The organism is Anaerolineales bacterium (assembly GCA_030583885.1).
In the GTDB taxonomy this organism is placed as follows: Bacteria; Chloroflexota; Anaerolineae; order Anaerolineales; family Villigracilaceae; genus Villigracilis.
The window spans coordinates 655,425-681,756 of record CP129480.1; the positions used below are offsets into that span (position 1 = coordinate 655,425).

A 26,332-nucleotide genomic window follows, 5' to 3' on the forward strand; every position below is an offset into this window, starting at 1 on the left:
CCTTTCGTTACGTATAAATGCGTTCTTACCCCCTGCAATTCCCCTGAATAATGACTTAAAGCCCGAAATTTTTATACCATACTTTTTTACTTGTGCCAAATTTCATCAATTTATTAACAAAAATAAAAGCATCTTGAAAAATCAAGATGCTCTCACAATTCGTATTCTGATTCAAAACCTCACATCTCCACGATGCAAGCCGCCTCGTCCTTCACGATGGCGCTTTCCCCGTTCATAAACGTAATCGTCGTCTGTGCCTTACCGCTGCAAATTTGGACTATTATCACCCGTATTTGTCTTTACAAATCGTACGAGGGGGGGGGTATATTGAGATTGTCATTGCAAAATTCACAAACTGAAACGGGAAGGATATAATGGAAAACAATCCAGGAGCCATCCAAAGAATCATCCGTTTTGCATGCGCCGGCCTGCTGCTGGCTGTTTTCATCAGCGTTATTATTTTTCCTTCACCGCCGGAACAAACCGCCTCCGCCATGAGTTCATTGGATGAAGGCGATACAGCCACGCCCACGGCAACTTTGGAAAATACGCCCACCTCAACTGCCACTCCCACGCGCACCCTGATCAGCGGGGTATTGACCTGTAACACGGTCGCAACAGGTGTGACCTGCACCAATTATGGCACCTATCTCAAGTACGACATTAATATCAATGTGACGGGCCTGACCGGCGGCGCCACGGCTTCGAACATTTTTATTGGCACGTACAAGCGCAGCACCAACGGCGGCTGGATGGGCATGATGTCGAATTTTATTCATGCTGAGACCTCGATCCATCAAAATAACAAGGTGTTTTCGATGGTGAGGATCAGTCCGTTCGATGCGGCGGCGGTGGATTACGCCTCCTTTACGAGCGGCGCGGGCACGAATGTATATGTCATTAACAGCGTGAATCACTGGCGCTATATTGCAGGCACTGGGAATTATCCGAACACGCTTTCGGTGCGGGGCAATGCGGATTACGCGATCACGGGCTATTCGGTGATTGGCAGCATCTACCTGTACAGCAACCAGGCCTTTGTGACCGTGACGCCGACATTAACGCCTTCACGCACCCCGACAAGGACGCCAACCTCAACGCCTACAAATACCCCAGCGCCTAGCTGGCATCTCGGTAATTTTCGCCCAGATGCTTATGGTGTAAGGGCAAATATATCAGCACCTGACCAAGCTCCCTCTCTCCAAGATAGCGGCGAGTCTAATTGGGTATCTTTGCCTATGTCATATTGGGTTCAATCAGGATGGCGATATTATAAGGGCTGGATATGGGCATGGAGTTATGTTGAATCTTTCAGCCCAACTACAGGCTATGAAATTATAGAGTACTCAATACATGGTTGGGGAAATATCATAGAGTATAAAGTGGATTGGGCAGGTGGCACAACCTGGTGTGGGTGGATTCATGGGGTCAACAAGGCTTGCTACTCTGCTCAACTAGCGCCAATAACCGTTTCGGCGCGTTCCGAAGTACATGTAAGTTCACAGAATGAATTAGATACTTATTTTTGGAATGTGTTTTATAAAGACGCAAATGGTATTTGGTACATGTTTGATCAGGATCTGTGGCAAGAAAACCCGCCATATGTTATAGACAAGGATCAATATTACCAGTTCCATATATATGGCCCGTAATTTTGGAGGCGCAATGAAACAGAAAAAGTCGATTTCAAAAACGTTCCTGCTCTTGATTTTAATCACGATTGTCTTCTCAATATATACGCAAGTTGGAGCACAGGAAGAATTAGTGAAATATTTGGAAGAGAGGCTAGAGCTGCAAAAAGTCCCCGTTGTTGAAATAATTGCTCTTCGAAAATTCCCTGTTAGCCTTCAAGTTGTGATTCAAAGCACGAGTGATGGAGAAAGGGCTTCTCCTGAGGATCCCATAAACATTAATTTGGTCAATCATGAAGTTGCAATGGCAACCCGTCATGGTTATTTTGTTGAGCGATATATTATTGTGCTGTTAAATAATAGAGCAGAACCTATGGCACAAGTAGAACATACGATAAATATTGATGGGCTATTTGTTGACAATAGCCCATCAAATCTCACTGATGAAGCAACCGCGAATTTGGTGCTGGTCAGGATGAATCTCCATGGAATGTCTTTGACAGGCTTAGATGTCTTATCCTCAAATGGCATTCAAACAGCAAACATACTCTTATCTGCTCCGTCTATTGATGCAGCCAATCAAGCTTTACCCGAATTCATGCCTGCAGTGCGTTTGTTATTGGAAGATGTGAATGCTCGGGGTGCGCAGATTACAATTTGCAGGATAGAGTTGAGAGACGCGAATGAAGATATCCTTCTTAACTACATATTGGATTTACAGTTGCGTGCTGAAAATTGGTGGATGGCAGATAATTTAACAAAAGACTGGTTTCCACATCCGTGATACAAAGACGGGTTGCCCCACCCGCCGTCTGAACCGTAGCGTTAGTGTTGTTTTGTACACAAGCAAAAAGCATCCTACAAAACGCGGGATGCTTGTATAAATTAAACAATTAAACTTCACATCTCCACGATGCAAGCCGCCTCGTCCTTCACGATGGCGCTTTCCCCGTTCATAAACGTAATCGTCGTCTGTGCCTTACCGCTGCAAATTTGGACTATTATCACCCGTATTTGTCTTTACAAATCGTACGAGGGGGGGGGTATATTGAGATTGTCATTGCAAAATTCACAAACTGAAACGGGAAGGATATAATGGAAAACAATCCAGGAGCCATCCAAAGAATCATCCGTTTTGCATGCGCCGGCCTGCTGTTGGCTGTTTTCATCAGCGTTATTATTTTTCCCTCACCGCCGGAGCAAACCGCCTCTGCCATGAATTCATTGGATGAAGGCGATACAGCCACTCCCACAGCGACCCTGGAAAATACGCCCACCTTCACTGCCACTCCCACGCGCACCCCGACCCTGATCAGCGGGGTGTTGACCTGTAACACGGTTGCAACAGGTGTGACCTGCACAAATTATGGCACCTATCTCAAGTACGACATTAATATCAATGTGACAGGCCTGACCGGCGGCGCCACGGCTTCGAATATCTTCATTGGCACGTACAAGCGCAGCACCAACGGCGGCTGGATGGGCATGATGTCCAATTTTATTCATGCTGAGACCTCGATCCATCAAAGTAACAAGGTGTTTTCGATGGTGAGGATCTCGCCGTTCGACGCGGCGGCGGTGGATTACGCCTCCTTTACCAGCGGCGCGGGCACGAATGTATATGTGATTAACAGCGTGAATCACTGGCGTTATATTGCAGGCACCGGGAATTATCCGAACACGCTTTCGGTGCGGGGCAATGTGGATTATCCCATCACGGGCTATTCGGTGATTGGCAGCATCTACCTGTACAGCAACCAGGCTTTTGTAACCGTGACGCCGACCTCTTCACCAACATTGACACCCACCAACACGGTAACTTCTACACCGTCTCCCACACCAACACAACAAGATCGATGGTATACCGGAAATAGCCGTGGCTCTGTATATGGCGTGAAGGCAAACATATCCGCTCCGGCGACAGCGCCCATGCTCATTACAAGCGGAGAGTCCAGCTATGTAACTACCGCTACCACGCATTGGATACAAACTGGCTGGCGTCACTATAAAGATAATACGCCAAACTGGCCTTATACCTTGCCTATGCAATATGTTGAGATTAACCCACCTGCTGGCTACATCCCTATTGTTCACTACGGTTCTCAAAACTGGGGTGAAGTTGTAGAGTATAAGATAACTTGGTCCAGTAGTCTCCAGCAATGGTGCGCCCATATTAATGGCGACTTCAAAGCCTGTGAAGACCTGGGGTTCTCACCGCCAACTTATGTTCATGCTCACTCAGAAGTTCACGTTAGCCCGCAAAATGAGTTGAGTACTACCTTTCTTGATGTTAGTTATTTGGATAGTAATAGTGTCTGGCACCTGTTTAATCTTGAGCTATGGCGCGAAGACGCGCCATACCGAGTCAATAAATTCTATAATTATGAATATTATAATTATGGACCCTAGTCGGAGGTATACATGAAGCGCAAAAAACTTCTTTTTGGAGTTGCTTTGTTTTTTGTGGTGATATTAACTTTAAGCCTTTCCGCTCAGACAAAAGCAGAAAGATTGAAGGTTCCAGTTAATCAGCAAGAGAGTCTTGTAGAGTATTTGAAAAACAAACTCGGTCAACTAGGTGTCCCTGTGAATCAAATTGTTGTTCTCCAAGATAGCCCACTGGAAATTGAGGTGACTATTCAGAGTTTGAGTACAAATGAGAAGTTTGCGCCCGACGATTTTGTAAATATACATATGGTTGTTCGAGAATCTGTATTTGCCAGCGACAAAGGATATCCAATTAATGGATTAACTAAAATTGTTGTAAATATGGAAGGAAAGCAAATTAACAAAGGTTGGATTAAGATCGAGCCAGAATCAATGTATCGCAGGCTTGCTCCATCCCAGCTTACAGAAACTTCTACTGCGAATCTATTGAACAAGAAATTAGCGGAATATGGAATGTCAAAAGTTAATGGGAAAATAATAGCATTGGATGAATCTCAGGCTCTGGATTTATATTTGCCGAACTTATCAAAGGAGGAAACGAATCTGACAATGCTATCGATAAAGGATTCCCTGGGCATTCTTAGTGAGGATATGAATTCGCAGGGGGCTGGTATATCCTTTGTAAAATTAAGAATAACGAACGAAGGCGGTGAAACTCTCCTCAATTTTTTATCGGATTGGCAATTTTCAACAGAAGGTTGGTGGGTTGCGGATGGGATCAATATTGACTCTTGGCGACCTTCTATTCCTGCGCCTGTGCCTTAACAAAGAACTTTTGGACTTAACCACTACCTGCTTATCACTCCTCCAAATCTATAATCCAACAATAATTGCAGGATGACTGTGCGAGATTAGCGCAAGGCGCGCAAAGCCTTTAATTTGCGGCTGGATGTGCTAACGATAAATAATTTTGGAGGATGTCGCAATGAACAAATCAAAACTCAAAATAAGCGTGTCATTAATAGGTGCGCTTGTTATAACAGTATTTTGGCTGGGTCAAGGTAATAACGAGAAATTCAGTGCTTTACCAACAGAAACTAATCCTGCAAATCTTCCTTCAAACGATTATTCTGTAGCGACTTGGGTCTCTAACGCAATGTCAGTGGACCAGGTTGTATTGGAATCTGATCTTGTTGTTAAGGCGCGGGTCTCTGAAGCGCCCGTTTCTCGTGTAGTGCGCGCTGAACTCCCCGTATGGGATGAGAATGGTAATATAGTAGGCTCGGCAATAGATGAGATGGTTTTCTCTGATACTGTTTTTGAAGTATTAGACACTTACATAGGCAAATCATCATTGGAAATTGTAGTTATGCAAACCGGTGGTTTTGAACCATCTATATCGACTGGTGTTATGCAAATGGCGGATGATCCTCTCTATAACCTTGGAGAGGAGTATATCTTGTTCTTGAATGATATTTCCGGCGATCGCGTACATGCGCGAGATCGTATGCTTTATATCACGGTGAATCCATTTGGCCGTTATAGAATTGATGGCGAGAATGTCTTCTCGTATGGTCAAAACTTGATTTCGCACGGCCAATTCTCGCAATTGGTTCAACTCCCGGTAAATATTATCGAACTCGAAGCGCAAATTAAGCAGGCTGAACAAAAACTCAATAATTAATAGCCTAACACCGTTGCCCATACCCTAGAAGAGTAATCTTCCAAGAGTATCAATTAACGGCAATTCAAAACCTCACATCTCCACCATACAAGCCGCCTCGTCCTTCACGATGGCGCTTTCCCCGTTCATGAAAGTAACCGTGGTCTGCTCCAGGCCGCATCGATTTTGGACTATTATCACCCGAATTTGTCTTTACAAATTGTACGGGGGGGGGGGTATATTGAGATTGTCGTTGCAAAATTCACAAACTGAAACGGGAAGGATATAATGGGAAACAATCCAGGATCCATCCAAAGAATCATCCGTTTTGCATGCGCCGGCCTGCTGCTGGCTGTTTTCATCAGCGTTATTATTTTTCCTTCACCGCCGGAACAAACCGCCTCCGCCATGAGTTCATTGGATGAAGGCGATACAGCCACGCCCACGGCAACTTTGGAAAATACGCCCACCTCAACTGCCACTCCCACGCGCACCCTGATCAGCGGGGTATTGACCTGTAACACGGTCGCAACAGGTGTGACCTGCACCAATTATGGCACCTATCTCAAGTACGACATTAATATCAATGTGACGGGCCTGACCGGCGGCGCCACGGCTTCGAACATTTTTATTGGCACGTACAAGCGCAGCACCAACGGCGGCTGGATGGGCATGATGTCGAATTTTATTCATGCTGAGACCTCGATCCATCAAAATAACAAGGTGTTTTCGATGGTGAGGATCAGTCCGTTCGATGCGGCGGCGGTGGATTACGCCTCCTTTACGAGCGGCGCGGGCACGAATGTATATGTGATTAACAGCGTGAATCACTGGCGCTATATTGCAGGCACTGGGAATTATCCGAACACGCTTTCGGTGCGGGGCAATGCGGATTACGCGATCACGGGCTATTCGGTGATTGGCAGCATCTACCTGTACAGCAACCAGGCTTTTGTGACCGTGACGCCGACCCCATCCGCCAGTGCGACGGCAACAGCCACTTCAGTACCCACATTGACGCCACCGCCCTCAAATGGATACAACCGTCCCGCCGCTGTTGCTTACGCCGACCTTTGGGCACATGATCGAAATGAAGATTATCCAAACTATGGGATCGACTCTGATGGAGAGCAGTGTAATGATTGCACTAACTATATTTCACAGATTTTAGAGGCAGGCGGCATCCCCCAAATACCGGGAGATAATGATGAATTTCACTGGTATACATATCAGAATATTTGGGGGACTTGGTTTGGGTCTAAGTCTTGGGCTGCTACTGACTGGTTTAATATGCATGTTTCTCAATTTCAAACAACGCGATATGAATATTACCCAGATGGACCATCAGGTTTGAGCGCCGGGGATTTCTTTTTGATGGACTTGCCCACTAATCCTTTTCAAGGGCCGGATCACTCTCGAATAATAGTTGGGTATGGAGAAGTTCTTGAAGGGGATAATTTGGGAGAGATAATGTTGCTAGCAAGCCAGCATTGTGTAGACAGAAAAAGAGTTCGATGGGACTACAATTTACCTCAAAATGTCCTGCTATGGGCATGGCATGTCGTATATTAACTGGTGTTACATAGGAGTGAAAATGACAGAAAAAAACAAAACCTTCATGCTCATTATTGCGATACTGCTTGTGGGTGTTGTATTCATATTTATTCGAACAAAAAATGCACGGGCAAATTCTGGCATTCCCGATACACCTGACACACGGCAGATTGTAGCGGTAATGAACAGATCATATGAACTCATGGCGCATGCTTCCCAGACCTTTGATGTCTCTGAATTCCCCTCAGTTTTCATTGACACAAAAGACTATAAGTTAACCGATCAACAACGGGATGCAATAGTTTCTATTCTTGGCCTAGAAGCAGTAGAACCGGGCAATACAGGTTATTTAACTGCAATGCAAGCTCAATATATATCAATGGGACAGGGAGCAAAATTGTTAGAAAAAGCCCTTGATAGAGCAAAATTAGAAAACAGGAATCTAACATCAGAAGAGTTTCAGGAAATATTAAAGGCCAATCATGGTCGAGCACCTGTTTTAGGCAACACAATTAATTCCAAAACTGAACTAACCTTTATCTCAATTGATATTAATGGGGATAAGGCAATTGTCCGATATGATGATGGCGCAGCGCTTCAAGAGGCAATATTAGTTAAGGAAAAAGAACACTGGCTTATAGCATCGATAATACCAGTTTGGATACATTTTTAGTAACAACATTCTATGCTGTAAAATTATCTCGCAAACGGAGTTTCTTCTTCTTCGATTGACATATAGCATTACAGCATCCTGTGCGTTTCGGGATGCTTGTACCATTTAAGCCAATTCAACTTTACATCTCCACAATACAAGCCGTCTCGTCCTTCACGATGGCGCTTTCCCCGTTCATGAAGGTGACCGTGGTCTGTTCCAGGCCGCGCGTGATGGTGAGTCCCTTGTACTTGATCGTCACAGGCCAGGGAAATAGATTTTTACCCTCCAGCTTCACCCGCGTGGACGAAAGGATCGTCACGCCCAGCGCCTGCATGAACAAACCGACCGGCGCAAAGCCTGTGAGCGCATTGCGCTCGCCGAGGCCGGTCCCTTTTTCAGCGTGATAACGCTGGTAGAACGCGCGGTTCTGTTTCAGGTTTTGGATGACCGCGTTCATCAAATGCGCGGTCAGGCGTGCGGCTTCGGCGCGGAATCCGTACGCGAGCAAACCCTCCGCGATCAATGTGTTCCAGGGCAGGCTTACGCTCATTGAAACGGATTCAGCCTGCGGGTCCGGCGAGAGCGGAAGCGACGGCAATCCAAAAGGCCGGTCGAAGCGTTCGGCGGTCATCAGGTTGCGTCCAACCAGCGCGTAGGCCTTTTGCTTTTCAAGCACTCCGGCCCACAGCGGCAGGGCCAGTGTAATGTCCTCGCCCGTCGTGTCAATGATCTTCACGTTGATCCTGTCCTTTTCATCCAGCCCCGTCACCCGCACGCGCCCGACGCGTGTGAAGACCTTTTGAGTAGCCGTCACCAGCCCGCCCGTGCGCCATTGGAATTGATGGCCCAAAATCGTTTCGACCTCGCCCTTGGATTTGGTGAAGTATTCGCTGATCTCCACTTCAGGCCGCTTCGCAGCCGGACTTTTGGTCTGGATCTCCACCAGCAGGCGGACCGGCGTCCCGGACTCGAACTTCGGACGCATGTTCCCATCGCCTTTATGTTTGGCGATCACCCTGCCTGTCGAGACCAGCCCTGTTTCGCGGTCGCGATATGAATAAAAACTTGTGCGCGGATTCCAGCCCGCCTCGATGGAGGCTTTGACGGTTTCCGCCTGTGAGCGGATCAATGCGGTCTCTTCTTCGGGCTTGCCAAGTTCTTCAGCGATCCTGGCGAGGGTCTGCGCTTCGCGATACAGCATGGCTTCCAGCGCCGGACTGTGCATAAGTGTAATATCCAGCCCCTGCGACCAGGGATTCCAAACATCGAAGAGCGGATTATCTTCAAAGCCGCTTTGCAGGACGTGGTCCCATTCAGGTGCGCCGTCGCGGTTTCTGTCATGCGCGCCGGAGAACCACGACCAGAAGAATTTAATTAATTTTGGGAAGACCTCCGCCAAAAATTCCTCGTCCTGCGTGGTCTGGAAATATTTCCATGCGAGGCTGGCGAGCAGGGGTGCGGCGATCAACTTGCCGCGTTGACCGGCCAGCCCGGGCTGGCCGTCCACCTCGCCGTCTTCATCCTGCGTGGAAAGGAAATTGAGCAGGAGATCCTTGGTCACCTGCGGCGTACCATGCAAAATGCTGGAGAGGTAATACGTCTCCAGCGGGAATTGCCCATTCCACGAGGGATGGTAATCCGTGCCGTCGCCTTTGCGTGAGAACCCATTGTCCATGTGGCGGGCGTTGACAAAGGATGGATTGGGCAGATGGTCTCCCCCGCCGAAGAACAATCCATGCGCGGCCTTCTGGCTGAAGGCCAGCGCGGCGTCCCATTCCATGTCACCGGTGCGGATGTCCAGCACCTGCGAGGCATCCAGCATTTCGATGCGGGCGAGTTCAGCCTGCCAGGCGCGGGCGGCGGTTTTGCGGGCAAGGTTGAACGCCTCGGGGATGGTATCGAGGGCGGCTTCGGCGAAGGACAATGTGCGTGTGGCACCGGGGCCGAGTTCGAGGTCCAGCATGAGCGAGGGATGGGCCCCGGCGCCGTGCCTGGGACCTCCCGTCATGAAGATGACGGGAGCGATCCCGCTGGTCTGGCCGGCAAGGATGTTGACAAGCTGCTGTTGGGTGGGGATGATGGACTGCCCGTCCAATGGCGCGAGCACGGCGCAGACTTCGAGTTGAATCTGGCGCACAGCGTTGCTTTTATTGGTGAGTGTTACGCGTCCGGCGATCGCATGGGATTCGGGGACCCAAAAATCAGTGGTGACTTGTAGATTTTCGAGGGGAACAAAATCGAGGGTCAGGAAGTTTGGGTAGTACCGCCGCAGTGATGGTTTGGCGGCGAATGCCTTTGGGTCTGCAACCGTGGTGCTGCCTTCGGTGAAGCGTAAAAAAATACGCATCGAACGCGCACGCAGACCAAAGGTTGTATATAAGGATATGGCGGCCGGCTCTGCCGCGCCCAGTTCCACTTCCCAAATATGATCGTTGACGTAGTCGGGCGTGCATAGACGGGCGTCCGCTGCCAAAGTCAGGTAGAGCGGGTCGCCGAGGGTTAATGACCAGTCGCGCATGGGGGGTATTGTACGGGCAGAACCTCGGAAGGTCAAACGGGTATAATCCTGAATACGTCTTATTGGCCTGACAGGTTTGAATGGTCCGACAGGTCGGGCAGTTTTGACCATTTCGACTTGTAAGACCTGCAAGACTCTTTAGACCACGAAAGAGGAGAGAGACATGCCCGGACTTTACTTTGAAGAATTCACAGCGGGACAGACCATCAAAACTGCATCGCGCACCGTGAGCGAGGATGCCATATTTTCGTTCGCAGGGCTTACGGGCGATTACAACCAGATCCATACGGATGCCGAATTTGCAAAGACGACCCCGTTCGGTCAGCGTGTTGCGCACGGGCTGTTGGGTCTATCCATTGCCACCGGCTTGATCATGCGCACAGGCCTGCTCGAAGGCACGGTGCTTGCCTTCCGCGAGATTCAGGAATGGAAATTTGTGAAGCCGATTTTTATCGGCGACACCATTCATGCCATGTTGACCGTCACCGAGACAAAAGCCCTGCCGCGCATTGGCGGCGGCGCGCTGATCGCCAGTGTCGAAGTCCGCAACCAGAATGATGAAGTCCTCCAGAAGGGCATGTTGAATTTGCTGATGTTGAGCAAGCCGAAATAGACAGGGTATTAATAATGAGTAATGAAGACAACGATAAATTGCGCCGATTACTAAAATCGGAACAGGAGACTCGCGGAGACGTAAACCCCGCGCCTCGGACTCCGCCGGCACCTGATTCGAATCAAACGGGCAATACCACGCCTCGATTCACCCGTCCCGCCATAGACAAGGACAATATGCCCCTGCCTCGCCGCGTGGAGGAAACGGACCTGGAAGGTACGCGCGTCTCAAATGCGGCCTATCGGCAGACAGCGAGTCAACAGCCGCATGCAAACCTGCAGCGCCCCGTATATCAACGCCCGCCTGCAAACCCGCAGCGCACGTTCCATCAACCGCCCGCGCATGCACAACCTGCGGATGAACAATCCTTGTGGGATAAATTCCAGGCGCTGCTGCGAGGTAATAAAAGCTGTCTGGTGCGCGGCTTTATCGCCTCCGCATTTCTTTTTGTCATCCTGGTTTTGTGTGTGGGCTCGTATATGGTGTATCAATATTCCGTGATCGCCAGCGCACTGCCTTCAGTGGGCGACCTGCGCGACCGCGCCTCCCAATTTGAAACGACGCGCATTCTCGACCGCAATGGACAGCCGCTTTACGAGATCCTTGATCCCACCGCAGGACGCCGCACCTATATTCCACTCAGCGAGATCTCCCCCAACCTGATTGCGGCAACCATTGCCACCGAAGACAAGGAGTTTTACAGCCACCCCGGTTTCGACCCGATCGCCATCATGCGCGCCCTGTGGCAAAACTATCGCAGCGGGGGGACAGTTTCAGGCGCGTCCACCATCACCCAGCAATTGGCGCGCGCGCTTTTCCTTTCTCCGGAGGAACGTGCCGAGCAAACGTACACGCGTAAATCACGCGAGATCATCCTTGCCGCGGAGATCACACGCCGCTATTCCAAGGATGAAATCCTCGAACTCTATTTAAATGAGATCTATTACGGCAACCTTGCCTACGGTGTGGAGGCTGCCGCTGAGACCTATTTTGGAAAATCTGCCAAGGACCTTACCCTGGGCGAGGCCTCCTTCCTTGCCGGTCTGCCGCAATCGCCGGCTGTCTATGATATCTACAGCAACCCGGACGTGACCCTGGTCCGCCAGCAGCAGGTGCTGGTGCTGATGTTCGAGTTAAGCCAGACGGATGGATGCATCACCGTCAGCAACAGCCCGGCCCCCATCTGCGTCGACCCGGTCTCCGCCACACAGGCTGCCAATGAAATGAAGTCCTATTCCTACCGCCAGCCCTCCTTTGCGGCTAAATATCCGCACTGGGTTAATTACATCCGCGCAGAATTGGAGAAGTTGTACGACGCGCAGACCATTTATCGTTCAGGCTTCGTTGTATACACCACGATCGATCCCGTCCTGCAGGACCGTGCCCAGGAACTGGTCACCAGTCAGGTTGCGGCCATGACAGCCAACAATACGCAAAACGGCGCGTTGATCGCGATCCGCCCGTCGACGGGCGAGATCCTGGCAATGATCGGCTCGCCCGATTTCAATAACGTGGAAATATCCGGGCAGATCAACATGGCCATCAGCCCCACGCGCCAGCCCGGTTCATCCATCAAACCGATTACGTACGTCGCCGCCTTTCAGAAAGGCTGGACTGCCTCCACATGGATTTGGGATGTCCCCTCCCAGTTCCCGGACGGCGCCAACGCGCCGTATGAACCGAGGAACTATGACGGAAGATTCCACGGTGGCATGACCGTGCGGACCGCGCTCTCCAATTCTTTTAACATTCCCGCGGTAAAAACCCTCGAATTTGTCGGTATTTACGATGACCCGAACACACCTGAGAAAGACGGCATGATCGCCATGGCGGAAAGGCTGGGCATCACCACCTTCACCCGCAACGACTACGGCCTCTCCCTCACGCTCGGCGGCGGGGACGTCAGCCTGATCGATCTGACCTCCGCATATTCCGTCTTTGCCAACGCTGGAGCGCGCGTACCGACGGTTGCCATCCTCAAGATCACCAATTTTGCCGGCGATGTGATCTATGAGCATCAACCGCAAACCGCCGAGCAGGTCATCCGCACGGAGCATGCCTATCTCATCACATCCATCCTTTCGGATAACGAGGCGCGCTCCTGGATGTTCGGACGCAATTCTCCCCTGAACCTGTCCTTCCCGGTTGCGGCAAAGACCGGCACCACGAACGACATCCGCGATAACTGGACCATGGGCTACACGCCCGATCTCGTCACAGGCGTATGGATCGGCAACGCCGATTACACCCCCATGACAAACACCTCGGGCTTGAGCGGAGCGGCTCCCATCTGGTCGCAGTTCATGGAATTTGCCGTGCCCTATCTCACCAACGGCACACCCACCCCGTTCGTTCGTCCGGGCGGCATCGTGGATAAAATTGTCTGTCGCCTCTCAGGCACGGAACCTTCCAATTTCTGCCGCGCGCAATACACCGAGATCTTCGCCTTCGATCAACCCCCATTCCCTCCGGGACAGGACCTCGTACGCCGCATTCCCATTGACCTTTGGACCGGGTATCAGGCCTCCGAGGCCTGCAAAGGACCCAGCGAAGATGAACTCGTCATGAACGTGACGGATAAATGGGCGCGTGAATGGTTCACAACCCGCGAGGGACGCAACTGGCTGGAAAGCAATGACCTGCCGAATGAACCCATCTATGCGCCCGAGCGTGAATGCCGGGCGGACGATCCACAGCCTGTTGTTGAGTTCAATTTAAATGATGGGCAGGTGGTTACCAGTGCGTCCCTGGACATCAAAGGTACGGCCAATGCGGATGGTGGTTTCAAAAAATGGGTCCTGGAATATGGGCAGGGGGAGGACCCGGGCTCATGGACGGTATTGAGCGAAGGCAATCATGCCGTCGAGAATGGCACATTCCATGCATGGGATCTGTCCGGCCTGCCGAACGGGATCCTCACCCTGCGGTTGACCCTGATCGGCGATAACGCACAAGTGGACAATCGCATCCGAATTAACCTCAACCTGCCGACCCCAACCGCGCCGCCAGCCACCGAGACGCCCACCCCGCCGCCGACGGATACTCCGACGCCGATCATCATCCCGACGGACACACCCATCCCGACGAATACACCAACCCCATAATGTGGAATAAGGTGGCAGACGCTTTTGCAGATCATCCAAAGCGACTGCCCCTTTCTCCTTTATAAAGAACATCATAGGACGAGCAGAACAGGCTGACCAGGGCATGAAGCTGCCGGTGATAAGAATCAGGGATCGGCGCGGGACGAGGCGCGTCTTTTTTTTGTCACAAAAATCATATCCGGGTGTCATAAAATTCCCGCCAAAAAACAGTTCTCCAGAGGGGTTTTTTATGGATTTGGGCATTATTTTTGCAGATGCAGGGTGACTATACATTTTACCGGAGGGGTATCAGTGTTGACGTGCCTATGGAATTAGGTATAATCTGGTGTGCTTGATTTTGAATGGTAAGACCCCTTTCAACTATAGAAGGAGGTGATATCAGAAGAGACAGTCAAGACAGGTACGTTTGTTGTGTTGTGTTCGAAAATCAATCCCCATATTTTCTTCTTGGAGGAGAAAAAACCATGTTACGAAACCGTATGTTTTTTGTTCTAGGCTTGCTGGTCATCGCCAGCATGGTGCTTGCCGCTTGTGGCGGCACTGCCCCCGCTGAACCTGTTGTTGAAGAACCTGTTAGTGAACAGCCCGCCGGTGAACAGCCCGCGGAAGAGCCTGCTGTGCAGGCTTCCTTCACCACCCCTCATCCGATCCTGAGCGACCTGCGTGTGCGCCAGGCCATGTCCTACTGCACCAACAAAGAGGACCTGATCAAGTCAGTGTATCCTCTTCTGGATGAGGAAGAACAGGCCTCCCTGATCATGCACACCTTCATCCCGCGCGCTCACTGGGCATATGCCGGTGATGAGAACGTGACCATCTACGAATTCGATCCGGAAAAGGGCAAGGCTTTGCTCGAAGAAGCCGGCTGGACCGGTGAAGGCTTCCGCGTCAATGCCGCCGGTGACGAACTTGCCCTCAAGTTCACCACCACCGCTGCCGCCTTCCGTGTGACCTGGGCTTCCATTTGGGAAGCTCAGATGGCTGAGTGCGGCATCCGTGTTGTCCGCCTGCATGCCCCCGCCTCCTGGTGGTTCGGTGATACCACTGGTCTCGCCCGCCGCGACTATGAATTGGGCGCGTTCGCATGGGTTGGCCAGGCTGACCCCGGCGGTCAGACCCTGTATGCCTGTGACCAGATCCCGCTGCCTGAAAACGGCTGGGAAGGTCAGAACGGCATGGGCTGGTGCAACCAGCTTGCCAGCACCAACATCAAACTGGCGAACAACACCCTCATCAAGGATGACCGCATTGCGGCCTACACCATCGTCCAGCAGGAATTTACCAAGGACGTTCCCTCCATTCCTCTCTTCAACCGCACCGAAACCTTTGCGACCTCCGCTGACCTGAGCGGCTTCGCTCCCGCCCCCGGACAGGAATACTACAACTACAACGTCCAGGAATGGGCAAAAGCCGGCTCCGACACCGTCGTTCTTGGTTTCACCCAGGAACCCGCCTCCCTGTTCACCCTGGTGGAAGATGCCTTCGTAGCCAATATTGCCTACCAGATCGCCCGCCCCGCGCAGGAAACCCACTTGAACTATGACTTCAAGGCGGAACTGGTCAAGGAACTGCCGACACTCGAAAATGGCGGCACCACCAATAACGATGTCGAGGTCTCCGCAGGCACCATGGTTGTGGACGCCAACGGCGATGTGGTCGAACTTGCCCCCGGCGTGTCCGTGATCAACGCTGCCGGCGAGACCGTTGAATTCACTGGCGGCACCGTCACCATGAAGCAATTGGTCTCCACGTTTGAATTGATCGACGGCCTGACCTGGGAAGACGGCACACCGGTGACCGGTGCGGACCTCGAACTGGGTTACAAGATCGACTGTGACAAGGAATCCGGCGCGACCTCCTTCATCACCTGCGACAAGACCGCGAGCGTGGATTTCACCGCCAACGGCTATGTCCAGACCTGGATCCCCGGCGTTCAGGACCCGCTATACTTCGTCCCTGTCTGGCGGATCTATCCCGCCCATCAGTTGGGCGATCTTCCCGCCAAGGATTGGGCGACCGATCCCCGCGTGGCTGAGCAGCCCCTTTCCTATGGTCCGTACAAGCTCGTCGAATGGGTCAAGGGCGAGAGAATGGTCTTCGAAGCCAATGAATATTGGGTCGGCGGCGCGCCTGCCTCCCCGAGGTTCATCATCGCCTTCATTACCCCTGAAAGCGCCGAAGCGCTGCTCCTCAGCGGCGAAGTTGACATCCTGGCTTCCGAGTCTTTGGCCGGCCTGAGCGAGTCTTTGGTGGCTGCCGAGGACGCTGGCAGGATCGTGACCTACACCGAAGCCGGTGGCACCTGGGAACATATCGACATCCAGTTGTTCATCCGCTAATTTGTACTGGTAGCGAACCGAGTTAAAATTGGGGTAGGCATGGAGACATGCCTACCCCAAAATGTACAATAGAAGGAAATCCCTTAGTTTTTTGCTGGAGAAGTTATGACTGCGTATCTGATCCGCCGCGTTTTGCAATCCATATTGGTTGTTTTCATTTCAGCGGTTGCCACCTATACCTTGTTGAGCTTCGCGCCCGGGGGACCCATGGCGGGGCTGCGCCAGATCACACAATCTGGACGGTTTCAGATCACAGAAGAGGATATTGCCCGCATCCGCGCCTCCTTTGAGTTGGACTTGAACCTGACCGTTCGTTTCAGCCGCTGGTTTATTGGCGCACCGCGCGGACCTGTGGTGATCGGCGGGAAGGAATATTTTGGCGACATGGTGGTTGGCTGCCGCAAGCCGATCGAGGCGGAAGTTCTAAATTCACGCGGTGTATACGAGATTAGAGAAGTGGGATGCAGGGAAAACGTTTATTTGAAGGACCTCGTTGGGCGGCGTACCAGCGACGGTATTCTGCGGGGCGATTTTGGCTTGTCCTGGCGTCTTTTGCGTGACCGCCCGGTCAGCGACCTGATCCTGAGCCGCCTGCCAAAAACCCTCCAATTGATCGGGCTTGAAGTCATCCTCTCGCTTATCATTGGAATTCCATTGGGCATTTATTCAGCCGTTCGGCAATATTCCAAGTTTGATTATATTTTCACCACGCTGGCATTTATGGGGTCAGCCATGCCCAGTTTCTTCTTTGGTTTGCTCTTGATCCTGGTCTTCTCGATCATTCCCAGGAGCGCGGGGCTGCCCTACATCCCCGCCGGTTTATCCGAATCCCTGCGTGACTATACGATTCCGATGATCGGCTACGTGGTTGCTGGTTCGGCCAAAGACCGGGTTTTGCACCTGATCCTGCCGGTCACCGTGCTGACCTTGATCAATGTGGCGGTCTGGAGCCGTTTCATCCGCGCCAGCATGCTGGATGTATTGCGTCAGGACTACGTCCGCACGGCGCGCGCCAAGGGTTTGCGTGAGGTGGTTGTCATCATGAAACATGCCCTCCGCAACGCCCTGATACCGTTCGTTACGATCGTGGTGTTTACGATACCGGCCCTTTTCAGCGGCGCGATCATCACCGAGAGCATATTCGCCTGGCCCGGCATGGGACGTTTGTACATCCTTGCCCTGGGTGATTATGATTACCCGGTGGCCATGGCGATCTTCTTCATCCTGGCGGTTCTGACCGTGATTGCAACACTGCTGCGCGATATTCTATATACGATTGTGGATCCACGCATTCGTTTAAACTAGCGTTGAGGATATTTTTCGATGACTGTATCTGCCCAATTGGACAAGCTCGATTCCGAAGCCATTATCATCGAGGAGCGCACCCCGTTCCAGATCGTCTTCCGCCGTTTTGTGCGCCATCGTCTGGCAATGGCCTCGCTGGTTGTCATGATAGTTATTTTCAGCGTGACCATTCTGGCGCCCTACATCACCTCTTTTCGGGTGGATGAACTGAACGTCAACAAATACTTTGTCCCATTTGGAACGGTGGATGAGCCGACCGGCCGCGTGCATTATCTGGGCACGGATAATATTGGCCGCGATTACTTTTCCCGCTTGATCTATGCCGGGCGCATCTCGCTGACCGTGGCGTTGTTCTCCGTATTTATCGCGGAGACCATCGGCATCTTTGTGGGGGCGATCTCCGGCTTTTACGGGAAATGGGTGGATGCCGTTCTCATGCGCTTTGTGGAATTCATGCTGACCATTCCAACATTGCCGCTGCTGCTGATCATCTCCTCCATGCTGATAAGGAATGAAGACCTGATCCCCATCCCGGATTCGGTGCTGAGGTTTGTGGGAAATATCATGTTGCTCAGTCCCAGGGATGCGCGCAGTGCGGTGTTGATCATCATTGTTTTGGCCGGCTTTGGCTGGCTGGCCGCCGCACAGTTGATGCGTGGTACGGTTTTGTCCCTGCGCGAGCAGACATTTGTGGAGGCGTCCCGTTCCCTGGGCGCCACGAACATCTGGATCATCTTGAAACATATGATCCCAAACGCCATGGCCCCGATCATTGTGGATGCGTCCCTGGGGCTTGCGGGTTTTGTGGTCGCGGAGGCTGCGCTTGCATTCCTTGGCTTTGGCATTCAAGACCCGATTCCCACCTGGGGAAACATGCTTTCTGCAACGCAGACCTACATGTTCGACAGGCCCTGGCTGCCTCTGCTGCCCGGAATACCGATCTTTTTATGTTCCCTTGCCTTTAACTACATTGGCGACGGTCTGCGCGACGCGCTGGATCCCCGTTTGAAGTTATAATCGGCAAGAAAAATCTCAATTGCGGAGATACCTGTGGCGACAAATATTCAAAAACCCTTGCTCGAAGTACGTAATCTTAAGACGTATTTTTATACCGAGGATGGCGTGGTGCGTGCCGTGGACGGCGTAAGTTTTGAAGTGAACAATGGTGAAGTGCTTGGGATTGTGGGCGAATCCGGCTGCGGAAAAAGTGTTACCTCCCTTTCCATCATGCGTTTGATCGGCCAGCCCGGCAAGATCGAAGAGGGCGAAATCATCTTTGATGGCAAGGACCTGGTTAAAGCCACGGAAGAAGAGATGATGAAGGTGCGCGGAAACCGCATCTCCATGATCTTCCAGCAGCCCCAGTCCGCGCTTAACCCCGTGTTTCGAGCCGGCGACCAGATTTCCGAGGTGCTTAATATTCACCAGGATTTTGGGAAGGAAGCGGGCAGAAACCGTGCCATTGAATTACTGAAACTGGTGGGGATTCCCGAGCCGGAAAGCCGCGCCGAATCCTTCCCGCATGAACTTTCCGGCGGCATGGCGCAGCGCATTATGATTGCCATGGCGCTGGCCTGTGTGCCGGACCTGTTGATCGCAGATGAGCCCACCACCGCTCTGGATGTGACCATCCAGGCCCAGATTTTGGACCTGATGAGGGATATGCGTAATCAATTGGGTTCCTCCATGATCCTGATCACTCATGATCTCGGCGTGATCGCCGAGATGGCACACCGCGTGGCGGTCATGTACGCGGGTGAAATTGTGGAGCAATCCCCTGTAGCCACGCTTTTTGACCAGCCGCTTCATCCTTATACGAAGGGTCTGATCGGTTCGATCCCGGTCCTGGGCGAAGTCCGTGAACGCCTGGACGTTATTCCCGGCTCCGTGCCGAACCTGGTGAATCTGCCGGCTGGCTGCCGTTTTGCTCCTCGTTGTCTGGCACGCATTGAACATAATTTATCAGTTTGTACTGATAGACGCCCTGAATTAACGGAAGTTGCCGAGGGACACAAAGTACGCTGCTGGCTTTTCCAGGACTCCGATGAACATGTTGCCCCGCTAAAGCAGGCAAGCAAATCCTAATAGAGATGATGTGGCGATGAATACTAAATTGAACACTCAAGAAAAGCCAGACCTGCTGGTTGTAAAGAAGCTTACAAAATACTTCCCTGTCCGCTCCGGTGTTCTTCAGCGTGTCACAGCCTGGGTACAGGCTGTGGACAAGGTGAGCTTTGCGATAAAAAGCGGCGAGACTCTGGGCATGGTGGGTGAATCTGGTTGCGGAAAAACGACCGTCGGTCGTTCCATACTTCGCCTGATTGAACCGACTTCCGGCGAAGTTTCCTTTAATGGGGAAAATATTATCACCATGCGGCCAAAATCGCTCAAAACCCTGCGCCGCGACATGCAGATCATCTTTCAGGATCCCTACGCTTCCCTTAACCCCCGTATGCCGATCGGCGAATCCGTCATGGAGGGATTGCAGATCCATAAGATTGGCAACCCCAAGGAGCGCTGGGAGGTTGCCATCAACATGCTCAAGAAGGTGGGTCTGGAGGAATATCATGCCCGCCGTTACCCGCATGAGTTCTCCGGCGGACAGCGTCAGCGCATCGGGATTGCCCGTGCTTTGGCTTTACAGCCGAAATTCATCGTCTGTGATGAGCCGGTCTCGGCGCTGGATGTTTCCATCCAGTCGCAGGTTTTAAATATTCTCAGGGACCTGCAAAAGGAATTTGGCCTCACGTATCTATTCATTGCGCATAACCTGAGCGTGGTGGAGCATATCTCCGACCGCGTGTCGGTGATGTATTTGGGCAAGATGGTGGAATTGACGGATCGCGATTCGCTGTACCGCGAGCCTTTGCATCCCTATACAAAGGCTTTGCTCTCTGCCATTCCGATTCCCCATCCCAATATTAAGCGCGAACGTACCATCCTCAAGGGTGATGTGCCAAGCCCGCTTAACCCGCCCAGCGGCTGTCGTTTCCATACCCGCTGTCCCATTGCCGTTGAACATTGTTCGCAGGAGGAGCCTGAGTTCAAGGAAGTCAGGCCCGGGCATTGGGTGGCCTGCTGGCTGGCTGAATAGGGAAGACAAGAGACCGCTAAAGGCGGTCTCTTTTTATTTTGGGCAGTTCAGATTCATGTTTCAACCTTTAACATTGTTATATAATGCCCACGGTCACAAATTGCGCTTTGCCCCTTCCGAAAAAGGGCAATTTGTGACCGTGCTGGGTATAATTGCAGCCATTGTTATACGCTTGCATATCCTGTACTACATCAATTCGGCAGACAGTCTTGAAATATTTTCATCCTCCCCTTGCGCTGATTATTGTCATCCTTCTTGCCGGCTGCTCAAGATTGCAGTCACAGGTGGAAACTCCGACTGCCTTGTTCACACCATTGCCAACCGTGACTCCGTCACTCCCGGCGCCCGCCTCCCTGACTGTCTGTCTTGGACAGGAACCCAACACCCTTTACCCTCTCGGTGGACCGAACGCCGCCGCACGCAGCGTGTTGGCCGCGGTCTATAACGGACCGATTGATACAATCAGCTACGAATATCAGCCTGTGATCCTTGCCCGTCTGCCGTCCATTGAAAACGGCGAAGCGCAAATTGTCAGAACACAGGTGCAGGCTGGAGGTCAGGTTGTGGACGCGGATGGTGATCTCGTTGCTCTGGAAGCAGGTGTGCGTGTCCGTCCTGCCGACTGCCGCGATGATGAGTGCGTCATCACCTATGACGGTGTGTCCCCGCTGGAGATGGATCAGATGGTCGTAAATTATCGTTTACGTCCGGATCTGACCTGGGCAGACGGCACGCCTCTCACCGCCGATGATTCCGTATATGCTTTTGAACTCGAAGCGGATGCGGAAACGAATCCTTATTTGATTGGCCGCACACAGGTGTACGAAGCCGCCGACGAGCAGACCTTGCAGTGGTGGGGCGTGCCTGGTTTTATGGACCCCGCGTATTTTACGAATTTTTGGGCGCCTGCGCCGAAGCATCTGTGGAGTCAATTTTCCGCCGACCAGTTGCCTTCCGTTGACATTGCTTCGCGCACGCCGATTGGCTGGGGACCCTACACGGTGGTGGAGTGGATTGCGGGCGACCACATCACGCTGGTGAAGAATCCGTATTACTTCCGCGCCGCAGACGGTTACCCAAAAATAGACATCCTCTCCTTTCGCTTCATCCCCGACCCGAATACGGCTCTGAGCGAACTGGTTGCAGGCCGCTGTGACATTCTCGACCCATCCATAAATTTGGATAATCAGGCGGGCTTGTTGCGGGAAATGCAGGCCGCCGAACAGGCGCAGGCATTTTTTGCAACCGGCATGTCGATTGAATGGCTTGGTTTGGGGCTTGTCCCGGCCTCTTATGATAACGGCTATGATATTCAGCGGGACCGCCCAAATTTCTTTGCGGATGCGCACACCCGCCAGGGCATTGCCTATTGTCTTGACCGTCAATCGGTTGTGAATAACGTGCTGTTTGGATTGACAACCGTCCCGACGACCTATGTTCCGGATGACCACCCTGTGTTTGATGCGCAGATTGCGGGGATTCCCCATGACCCTGAAGTTGGGATCTCGCTGCTCGAACTGGCAGGCTGGCAGGATACTGACGATGATCCATCCACGCCGCGCCGCGCAGTGAGCGTCTCGAATGTCGCTTTCAACACCCCTCTGCAGTTGAATTACTACACCACATCCGCCACCCAGCGCAGACAGGTGGTGGAAATCCTTGAGCGCTCGCTTGCGGAATGCGGCATCGGACTCCGTGTGCAGTATTTTACCCAGAACGATCTCTATGCCCCCGGCCCCGCTGGGTTTCTCTTTGGGCGCAGCTTTGACCTGGCGGAATATGCACTCGGCGTTAACAGCATCGAACCTCCCTGCACCTGGTTCAGCAGTGCGGAAATTCCCTCCGCAGATAATTCGTGGATTGGCACGAACGTGCCTGGTTTCAGCAATGCCGAGTATGATGCCGCCTGCCGCGCCGCACAACAGGCACTGCCTGACGAACCGTCGTATGTTAATTCGTATCGCCAGACTCAGATCATATTTTCAAGCGAGCTTCCTGCAATTCCCCTGTACCACCGTTTGCGGATCGCCGCCGCAGGCCCTGAAGTTTGTCATTTTGGGCTGGACCCAACCGCCACCCCGCTCTGGAATATCGAGGCGATTGACATCGGTGATGCCTGCAGATAATAAGATCCCCGTGTTTTTCATGGAACTTACAAGTGCGCAAGGTGCATCGGTCGCCCACCCCAATCTTTGCTATAATGCGTTCATCCAGTTAGTAGGAGACGGATATGAATAAATCCGCCCGCAAACATTATTTCAATCTTGAATTATCTCTTTTCTCCAAGAATATGCAGGATAGCCTCGGGTCGCCAAACAGGCGGGCTGTATGACCCGTAATATCCTGCTCGTTGACGATCACCGCGATATTTTGAGGCTCCTGCATTCCACGCTCGATACGCTCAAGAACAAGGAGATCAGGATCTTTGAAGCCCCATCCGGGGAGGAGGCGCTTCTTGAGTCCACGCGCAATAAGATCGAACTGCTGATTACAGATTACATGCTGCCCGGCATGAGCGGCGTGGAACTCATGCACAAGGTGCGCGCGCGTCACCCTGAAGCGAAGGTCATCTTCATCACAGGCATGACCGATAAGAAAACGCGCGATGAAATGCTCAATGCCGGTGCCCTTGCGATCTTCGACAAACCCATCCCCATGGCGGATTTTTTGGATGTCGTCGAGCGCGGCCTGGGTCTTGTGCAAACCATCTTCCCTCCCGAACAAACAAGCGGACAAACCGAAGAACGTCACTCCAGGCTTTCCGACCTGCTCGCCAATTTCAGGCAGGATATCAAGGCTGACGCGGTTTTCCTGCTCAATGACCGCGGTCTCGTGCAGGCGCGTACCGGTAAACTGCACGACTCCAGCATGGAGGTTTCGCTGATTTCCACGCTGATGGCGATTCATCACGCCAGTTTGAAAGCTGCGCGTCACAATCATCAGGAAACGATCGACTCATACCATGTCTTCAGCGGCGGCGATCATGACCTGCTCTTCATTCCAGTGACCCCGCTTTACGCGCTGCTTGTTGCTGGAAACGGCCTGGCCTCTGAGGACCGCATCCTCGAATCGGTGGGCGGCCTGCTTGCATTGCGCACCCAGCTGGAGAAATCCCTGAAATCGATGGGTGTCACCGGCGAACTTAAACTGGGCTCGGACGAAACAAAGCCCGCTTCGCCCGCCCCGATGCCTGCTCCTAAAAAACAGACGGATAAACTTGCAAAGGCCATTCCCGCACCGGAAATGGAGGCCCTGCTTAAGCAGGCAGCCGCCCAAAAGAAGAAACCCAAGAATGCGGATGATTTCTGGGATGAAGCCGCGGAAAAACACGGCAACAAACCGCTCAATTCGGATGTGATCTCGCTTGAAGAAGCGCGTAAGCTCGGCATCATTCCCGGCGGAAAGTAAAAAGAATTGTGATACAATTTTGCCCGCACTGGGGCATGGTGCAATGGCAGCACACCAGCCTTTGGAGCTGTGGATCTTGGTTCGAATCCAGGTGCCCCAGCCTGAACCATCCGCACTAGCGGACGTTTTTTCTCAAGCAGGATTTGTTGCGGAGCAATGCATTGCCGCACAAATCCTGTTTTGTTGCCCGTACATTTTCTTTCACTCGTATCGAGATGTACGGGATTGAGGTGCCCTATGAAAATAACCGCCATCCTCCTTGCCGCCGGGCAGGGGACTCGTATGAAATCATCCTTGCCCAAGGTTCTGCATCCGGTTGCGGGCAGGCCCATGATCTGGCATGTCATGCAGGCCATCCAGCAGGCCACCACGGAAAAGCCCGTTGTAGTGGTTGGGCATGGCGCCGAGGATGTGAAAAAATACCTTGGCGATTCTGCGCAGACCGTATTGCAGGAACCACAGCTGGGAACAGGCCATGCCGTAATGCAGGCCGGGTCTGTATTACGGGGCGGGACCGATCTTGTCGTGGTCTGCTACAGCGATATGCCTTTGTTGCGCGGTGAGACCCTGCAAAAACTCGTCGAAACCCAAAGGAATAACCATGGTCCCATCTCCATGTTGACCGTAGTTGCAGACAACCCGCGCGGGTTTGGACGCGTCATCCGCAGGGCGGATGACGCGGTGAAAGCCATCGTGGAGGAATATGTGGCCACGGCAGAGCAGTTGCAGGTCAGGGAGTTGAACGTGGGCGCTTATTGTTTCGATGCGAACTGGTTGTGGAAGGCACTCCAGAGCATCCCAAAAAATCCCAAAAAGGGCGAATACTACTTAACGGATACCGTTGAACTGGCGGCCAAGGATGGCCTGTCCGTTCAAGCCATGGTAATGGATGACCTCGAAGAGATCATCGGCATCAACACGCGCGTGCATCTTTCGGAATGTGAAACTGCCATGCGCAGACGTATAAATCAGGCACACATGCTTAATGGTGTCACGATGGTGGATCCCGCTTCAACCTATATTGAGGTTGGCGTGACCATCGGCAGGGATACGGTCATCATGCCGAACACCTGTTTGTATGGGAGGACCGAGATCGGCGCGGGCAATGTGCTTGGACCGAATTCCATCATCCGCGATTCTAAAATTGGAGACGGGTGCAAGGTGCTTGCTTCTGTCCTGGAGGGCGCAGTACTTGAAAATGATGTGGACATGGGTCCGTTTGCACGCCTGCGCAAAGGCGCGCATCTGGGCAATCACGTCCATATGGGGAATTTTGGCGAGGTGAAGGATTCATATCTTGCAGATGGCGTAAAGATGGGGCATTTCTCCTATATTGGCAATGCACAGATCGGCGCCCATACCAACATCGGTGCAGGGACGATCACTTGTAATTATGACGGCGAGAAAAAACATGCCACTGATATTGGGGAGAATGTTTTCATTGGTTCGGATACCATGCTGGTGGCGCCGTTGAAAATCGGGAATGGAGCGCGTACGGGGGCGGGCGCAGTCGTGACGAAAAACGTGGCAGAGGATACACTTGTGGTGGGCATGCCCGCCCGCGCCATCAAAAAGCTTGAACGGAACGCCAAAAAGAAATAGCAATCGGTAGGTGCAAAGATGATATTAAGAAAAGAAGAAAAACAATCCCTGATCGATCTTGCCGGCGAAGCGCGCCGCCGCGCGTACGCCCCCTATTCGAAGTATCCCGTCGGCGCTGCCCTGCGGACGAAGTCCGGGCGTTTGTACACCGGTGTAAACATAGAGAATGCCGCCTATCCACAGACCATGTGCGCCGAGCGCGTCGCCATTTTCAAGGCCGTATCTGAAGGCGAAACTGAATTCGAAGTGATTGCGGTGGTCACGAACAACGGCGGTTCCCCCTGCGGTGGATGCCGCCAGGTGATGGCTGAGTTTGGACTGGATACCATCGTCCTGTTTGCGGATGGCAGGGGAAAGTTGACGAAGCAAACCACCGTCCGTGACTTGCTCCCTGAAGCCTTTGTTCCCGAACATTTGGTAACGGATAAATAGTTTTCGATGGTCGAGGCTTGTGTTGA

The 26,332-nt window shown here is 52.3% G+C and carries 19 protein-coding genes and 1 tRNA gene; 19 read left to right on the forward strand and 1 reads right to left on the reverse strand.

Going from position 1 to position 26,332, the window contains the following annotated elements:
* Positions 1-374: 374 nt before the first annotated feature.
* The 7 genes from QY332_03325 (at position 375) to QY332_03355 (ending at position 7,909) form a co-directional block, all read left to right on the forward strand.
* Complete coding sequence (locus QY332_03325; GenBank protein ID WKZ36954.1) at positions 375-1,652, forward strand: hypothetical protein; 1,278 nt, start codon at positions 375-377, stop codon at positions 1,650-1,652.
* 13 nt (positions 1,653-1,665) lie between these two features.
* Positions 1,666-2,415 carry a hypothetical protein gene (locus QY332_03330; GenBank protein ID WKZ36955.1) on the forward strand — a complete coding sequence of 250 codons (750 nt, stop codon included), beginning with the start codon at positions 1,666-1,668 and terminating at the stop codon, positions 2,413-2,415.
* A gap of 311 nt (positions 2,416-2,726) precedes the next feature.
* Positions 2,727-4,040, forward strand: coding sequence for a hypothetical protein (locus QY332_03335; GenBank protein WKZ36956.1), 1,314 nt, complete (start codon positions 2,727-2,729; stop codon positions 4,038-4,040).
* Positions 4,041-4,052: 12 nt separating this feature from the next.
* Positions 4,053-4,844, forward strand: coding sequence for a hypothetical protein (locus QY332_03340; protein ID WKZ36957.1), 792 nt, complete (start codon positions 4,053-4,055; stop codon positions 4,842-4,844).
* Between the two features lie 160 nt (positions 4,845-5,004).
* A complete protein-coding gene (locus tag QY332_03345; protein ID WKZ36958.1) occupies positions 5,005-5,703 on the forward strand; it encodes a hypothetical protein in 699 nt (232 codons plus the stop codon).
* Positions 5,704-5,970: 267 nt separating this feature from the next.
* The gene (locus tag QY332_03350; protein ID WKZ36959.1) at positions 5,971-7,254 is read left to right on the forward strand and encodes an amidase domain-containing protein; all 1,284 of its coding nucleotides are present in this window, start codon (positions 5,971-5,973) and stop codon (positions 7,252-7,254) included.
* Between the two features lie 22 nt (positions 7,255-7,276).
* On the forward strand, positions 7,277-7,909 hold the full coding sequence (locus QY332_03355) for a hypothetical protein (GenBank protein WKZ36960.1): 633 nt from the start codon (positions 7,277-7,279) through the stop codon (positions 7,907-7,909).
* 121 nt (positions 7,910-8,030) lie between these two features.
* Here QY332_03355 and QY332_03360 read toward each other — a convergent pair whose 3' ends face one another.
* Complete coding sequence (locus tag QY332_03360; protein WKZ36961.1) at positions 8,031-10,445, reverse strand: hypothetical protein; 2,415 nt, start codon at positions 10,443-10,445, stop codon at positions 8,031-8,033.
* A 127-nt stretch (positions 10,446-10,572) separates the two neighbouring features.
* Here QY332_03360 and QY332_03365 point away from each other — a divergent pair, with 127 nt between their 5' ends.
* From QY332_03365 to cdd, 12 genes are all read left to right on the forward strand, one after another.
* Complete coding sequence (locus QY332_03365; GenBank protein ID WKZ36962.1) at positions 10,573-11,022, forward strand: MaoC/PaaZ C-terminal domain-containing protein; 450 nt, start codon at positions 10,573-10,575, stop codon at positions 11,020-11,022.
* A gap of 14 nt (positions 11,023-11,036) precedes the next feature.
* Entirely contained in the window at positions 11,037-14,126 is a 3,090-nt protein-coding gene (locus QY332_03370) for a PBP1A family penicillin-binding protein (protein WKZ36963.1), read from the forward strand.
* Positions 14,127-14,590: 464 nt separating this feature from the next.
* Entirely contained in the window at positions 14,591-16,465 is a 1,875-nt protein-coding gene (locus QY332_03375; GenBank protein ID WKZ36964.1) for an ABC transporter substrate-binding protein, read from the forward strand.
* Between the two features lie 105 nt (positions 16,466-16,570).
* Positions 16,571-17,770 (forward strand): ABC transporter permease, encoded by a 1,200-nt coding sequence (locus QY332_03380; protein WKZ36965.1) that lies wholly within the window; start codon positions 16,571-16,573, stop codon positions 17,768-17,770.
* A gap of 18 nt (positions 17,771-17,788) precedes the next feature.
* Positions 17,789-18,787 carry an ABC transporter permease gene (locus QY332_03385; protein ID WKZ36966.1) on the forward strand — a complete coding sequence of 333 codons (999 nt, stop codon included), beginning with the start codon at positions 17,789-17,791 and terminating at the stop codon, positions 18,785-18,787.
* A 33-nt stretch (positions 18,788-18,820) separates the two neighbouring features.
* Positions 18,821-19,855, forward strand: coding sequence for an ABC transporter ATP-binding protein (locus tag QY332_03390; protein WKZ36967.1), 1,035 nt, complete (start codon positions 18,821-18,823; stop codon positions 19,853-19,855).
* A gap of 16 nt (positions 19,856-19,871) precedes the next feature.
* Entirely contained in the window at positions 19,872-20,864 is a 993-nt protein-coding gene (locus QY332_03395) for a dipeptide ABC transporter ATP-binding protein (GenBank protein WKZ36968.1), read from the forward strand.
* 209 nt (positions 20,865-21,073) lie between these two features.
* On the forward strand, positions 21,074-22,990 hold the full coding sequence (locus tag QY332_03400) for an ABC transporter substrate-binding protein (protein ID WKZ36969.1): 1,917 nt from the start codon (positions 21,074-21,076) through the stop codon (positions 22,988-22,990).
* Positions 22,991-23,192: 202 nt separating this feature from the next.
* Positions 23,193-24,272, forward strand: coding sequence for a response regulator (locus QY332_03405; GenBank protein WKZ36970.1), 1,080 nt, complete (start codon positions 23,193-23,195; stop codon positions 24,270-24,272).
* Positions 24,273-24,301: 29 nt separating this feature from the next.
* Positions 24,302-24,372 (forward strand) — tRNA-Gln (locus tag QY332_03410).
* 137 nt (positions 24,373-24,509) lie between these two features.
* Complete coding sequence (gene glmU / locus QY332_03415; protein ID WKZ36971.1) at positions 24,510-25,874, forward strand: bifunctional UDP-N-acetylglucosamine diphosphorylase/glucosamine-1-phosphate N-acetyltransferase GlmU; 1,365 nt, start codon at positions 24,510-24,512, stop codon at positions 25,872-25,874.
* A gap of 18 nt (positions 25,875-25,892) precedes the next feature.
* Positions 25,893-26,306 (forward strand): cytidine deaminase, encoded by a 414-nt coding sequence (gene cdd, locus QY332_03420; protein ID WKZ36972.1) that lies wholly within the window; start codon positions 25,893-25,895, stop codon positions 26,304-26,306.
* The last annotated feature ends 26 nt before the right edge of the window (positions 26,307-26,332 follow it).

Excerpts from the sequence above, each read along its gene's own strand:
- QY332_03350 (WKZ36959.1), top strand. The coding sequence starts at position 5,971 with ATGGGAAACAATCCAGGATCCATCCAAAGAATCATCCGTTTTGCATGC.
- QY332_03340 (WKZ36957.1), top strand. The coding sequence starts at position 4,053 with ATGAAGCGCAAAAAACTTCTTTTTGGAGTTGCTTTGTTTTTTGTGGTG.
- QY332_03325 (WKZ36954.1), top strand. The coding sequence starts at position 375 with ATGGAAAACAATCCAGGAGCCATCCAAAGAATCATCCGTTTTGCATGC.
- QY332_03365 (WKZ36962.1), top strand. The coding sequence starts at position 10,573 with ATGCCCGGACTTTACTTTGAAGAATTCACAGCGGGACAGACCATCAAA.
- glmU (WKZ36971.1), top strand. The coding sequence starts at position 24,510 with ATGAAAATAACCGCCATCCTCCTTGCCGCCGGGCAGGGGACTCGTATG.
- QY332_03405 (WKZ36970.1), top strand. The coding sequence starts at position 23,193 with ATGACCCGTAATATCCTGCTCGTTGACGATCACCGCGATATTTTGAGG.
- QY332_03370 (WKZ36963.1), top strand. The coding sequence starts at position 11,037 with ATGAGTAATGAAGACAACGATAAATTGCGCCGATTACTAAAATCGGAA.
- QY332_03345 (WKZ36958.1), top strand. The coding sequence starts at position 5,005 with ATGAACAAATCAAAACTCAAAATAAGCGTGTCATTAATAGGTGCGCTT.
- QY332_03375 (WKZ36964.1), top strand. The coding sequence starts at position 14,591 with ATGTTACGAAACCGTATGTTTTTTGTTCTAGGCTTGCTGGTCATCGCC.
- QY332_03355 (WKZ36960.1), top strand. The coding sequence starts at position 7,277 with ATGACAGAAAAAAACAAAACCTTCATGCTCATTATTGCGATACTGCTT.
- QY332_03395 (WKZ36968.1), top strand. The coding sequence starts at position 19,872 with ATGAATACTAAATTGAACACTCAAGAAAAGCCAGACCTGCTGGTTGTA.
- QY332_03335 (WKZ36956.1), top strand. The coding sequence starts at position 2,727 with ATGGAAAACAATCCAGGAGCCATCCAAAGAATCATCCGTTTTGCATGC.
- cdd (WKZ36972.1), top strand. The coding sequence starts at position 25,893 with ATGATATTAAGAAAAGAAGAAAAACAATCCCTGATCGATCTTGCCGGC.
- QY332_03330 (WKZ36955.1), top strand. The coding sequence starts at position 1,666 with ATGAAACAGAAAAAGTCGATTTCAAAAACGTTCCTGCTCTTGATTTTA.
- QY332_03380 (WKZ36965.1), top strand. The coding sequence starts at position 16,571 with ATGACTGCGTATCTGATCCGCCGCGTTTTGCAATCCATATTGGTTGTT.
- QY332_03385 (WKZ36966.1), top strand. The coding sequence starts at position 17,789 with ATGACTGTATCTGCCCAATTGGACAAGCTCGATTCCGAAGCCATTATC.